Genomic DNA, 2,898 nt, shown 5'->3' with positions numbered 1-2,898 from the left:
ATACGCAGGTATCCCTCCGGGCCCGGTTCGTCGTCTCAGGGCCGGGTGACGGCGAAGTCCGCTGTCATGAACGGATATCCGTCCTCCACGGTGGTCGCGACCTCGAAGCCGTGCCGGTTGGCACCTCCGATGTGGGTACCGTCGCCGTTCGCGACGCCCGTGCCGTAGTTGTTGGCCATGAGCGCCACGGTCGCGTCGCCGGGCATCGTGTAGTCGATCTGGATGCCGAACCCGCGCCGGTCGGCGCTGCTCGCCGAGACCGTCTCGGTGGAGCGGGCCGGCACCACGGTGGCCGGCTCGTCCACCCATGTTCCGTAGGGGTTCTCGGTCGACGTGAGCACCATCGGCGCATCGGTGTCGTTGCGGATCGTCAGCGTGATCGTGGGCCCGTCGGTGGGCAGGGAATCGGCGGTCGCAGTGGCGGGTGCGGTGATCGCCGCCGCAGCGGTCAGGACTGCCGCTGCGACAGCGCGGGTGCGGTACTTCATCGTGCTCCTGGCGGTTGACGACTCGTGGTTCTCAGCCGTGCCTGGCCGGCCGCTGAAGTGTACCCGTCGGTAGCCCGATCCGTCGGTCTTCGACGATCAGGCCGGGACGAGGCCGCTGACCTGCGCAACAAGCTCCAGCGAACGCAGCCACGCATCGCGTCCGGGAGCCGACGAGACGACGATCAGCTCGTCGGCCTGTGCGCGCTCGGTGAACCGGTCGAGGTAGTCGCGCACCTCGTGCGGCGTGCCCACGGCGGTGTACCGGAGCATCTCGAGCACCTGCATGCCGGCGGGGGAGTCGAGCAGCATGTCGATCTCCTCCTCGCTGAACGTGCGCCCGCGTCCGACCATCTGGACGACCCGAGCCCGCTTGGTCGCCTCGAACAGCGACTGCGCCTCCTCGGTCGTATCGGCGGCGATCACGCCGACACCCGCGATGACGTGCGGCTCCGGGTGGTCGGGGGAGGGCTGGAACTCGCGACGGTACAGTCGCACTGCGTCCTCGAGGGCCTGCGGCGCGAAGTGCGACGCGAAGGCGTACGGAAGACCGAGTAGCGCAGCGAGTTTCGCGCCGAACAGCGACGAGCCCAGGATGTACAGCGGCACGTCGGTGCCCTTACCGGGGATCGCGTCGACTCCCGGGATCCGCGACTCGCCCTTCAGGTAGGCCTGCAGTTCGAGGACGTCCTGCGGGAAACTGTCGGCCGACGTCGGGTCGCGGCGCAGCGCCCGCATGGTCTTCTGGTCGCTGCCGGGGGCGCGGCCGAGACCGAGGTCGATGCGGCCGGGGTGCAGCGTGGCGAGGGTGCCGAACTGTTCGGCGATGGTCAGCGGCGAGTGGTTCGGCAGCATGATGCCGCCGGCGCCGAGACGGATCGACGAGGTGTGCGCGGCGACGTGCGCGATGAGCACGCTCGTCGCCGACGAGGCGATCGTCGGCATGTTGTGGTGTTCGGCGTACCAGATGCGCCGGTAACCCCACTGCTCGGCGAGCTGGGCCATCTTCACGCTGGCGTCGAAGCTCTCACGGGCGGTCTCGCCCTTGCCGATGTGTGCGAGGTCGAGGATGGAGAGGGGAACGGTCACCGGTAATCCTTCGCGTCGGGGCCCGGTATCGGCCGCCGGGCACACCTTCGGAGCAACCTCGACCGGTGACCGTCTATTCCCTCACCCGGCGTTCGGTGTCACCGTCGTTCGAAACCGCCGTAGGTGCCCTGGAAGAACAGAAGCGGACCGCGGGAGTGCAGCGACGTCAGCCCCGTGACCCGTGCCAGCACGATCGTGTGGTCGCCGGCCTCGTACTCGGTCTCCACGGTCGCCTCCACCCGCGCCAGGGCTCCCTCGAGCGCCGGAGCGCCGTTGTCGCCCGGCTCCCAGCGCACCCCGCGGAACTTGTTGCCGCCGCTCACCGCGAACGCACCGCACAGGGTGCGCTGGCTCTCGGACAGGACGTTGACGGCCAGGGTGCCGACCTCCCGAATCTTCGGCCAGGTCGTCGACGTGCGGGCGGGACAGAACGAGATGAGTGGCGGGTCCAGCGAGACCGACACGAACGACTGGCATGCGAATCCCAGCGGTTCGTCGCCGTCGAGCGCGGTGATCACCGTGACACCCGTGCAGAAGTTGCCCATCACGTCGCGGATCCGTCGGGGATCCAGTACCGCGTGTTCCGCTGTCATCGAAGCTCCAATCGATCGGCGTTCGTTCCAGTGTCCGTCACCGACGGCACAGTGTGCGAACCCTGTCCCGCCGACCGGTCAGCGAACACGCATGTCGCCGGGAGCCCAGACCGCCCGCATGCTGGTGATGCGTCCCTCGTCGTCGAACGTCATGACGTCGATGGGCTCGATCTCGTAGGTCTGCTCGCCCGCCTTCGTGACCACGCGGAAGTGGAAGGCCGCGGTCGACCCGGCGATCCGGAGCGTGAGCAACTCGGTGGTGTTCTCGGTGGCCTCGACACCCTTGTAGAACTCGGCGATCGCTGCCCGGCCCACGCGAGGCTCGCTGCCGGCAGGATCCTCGAGGGTGGCGTCGTCGGCGTAGAGGGCGGCGATGTCGGCGGCCACGCCTGCGGCCACGGCATCGAGATAGGCGTGCACGGTGGTGCGGATGCGCTGAGTGCGGGCGTCGGCTTCGGAAACGGTCACGGTCGCTCCTGTGTAATGCGGGACGAAAGGTGTCGCGCCGACGCTAGCGACCCGCAGACACACGGCATCGCCGTTCTCCCGGCCAACGGGAGATGTCGGCCTCAGCCCACCTCGAGATCACCGAACTCCCTGCCGAACAGGTCGGCGAGGGCGGCGAGCTGGTCGCAGTAGTGGTCAGCGGATCCGGCGTCCACACCGGCGCCGACGATCGTCGCGCCCGCTGCGATCGCGCGGTCGAGTCGTCTGCGCGTCGCGTCGGGGTC

At 68.9% G+C, this 2,898-nt stretch carries 4 protein-coding genes and 1 pseudogene; all 5 read right to left on the bottom strand.

Annotation, left to right across the window (positions count from 1 at the left end):
- Nucleotides 1-35 precede the first annotated feature (35 nt).
- Nucleotides 36-488, bottom strand: a complete 453-nt coding sequence (locus tag ACLBYD_RS17965) for a hypothetical protein (RefSeq protein ID WP_447817501.1) — start codon at nucleotides 486-488, stop codon at nucleotides 36-38.
- Between the two features lie 96 nt (nucleotides 489-584).
- The gene (locus tag ACLBYD_RS17960) at nucleotides 585-1,574 is read right to left on the bottom strand and encodes an LLM class flavin-dependent oxidoreductase (RefSeq protein WP_447817500.1); all 990 of its coding nucleotides are present in this window, start codon (nucleotides 1,572-1,574) and stop codon (nucleotides 585-587) included.
- Between the two features lie 98 nt (nucleotides 1,575-1,672).
- A complete protein-coding gene (locus ACLBYD_RS17955; RefSeq protein WP_016695963.1) occupies nucleotides 1,673-2,167 on the bottom strand; it encodes a flavin reductase family protein in 495 nt (164 codons plus the stop codon).
- A gap of 78 nt (nucleotides 2,168-2,245) precedes the next feature.
- Complete coding sequence (locus ACLBYD_RS17950; protein WP_447817498.1) at nucleotides 2,246-2,635, bottom strand: nuclear transport factor 2 family protein; 390 nt, start codon at nucleotides 2,633-2,635, stop codon at nucleotides 2,246-2,248.
- Nucleotides 2,636-2,736: 101 nt separating this feature from the next.
- A pseudogene (locus ACLBYD_RS17945) lies at nucleotides 2,737-2,898 on the bottom strand (LLM class F420-dependent oxidoreductase); the annotation flags it as partial.

The sequence above is a fragment of the Rhodococcus sp. C26F genome, from assembly GCF_053345925.1.
The sequence above is the reverse complement of the archived record's forward strand: the minus strand, read 5'-3'. Positions and strand labels throughout refer to the sequence as shown.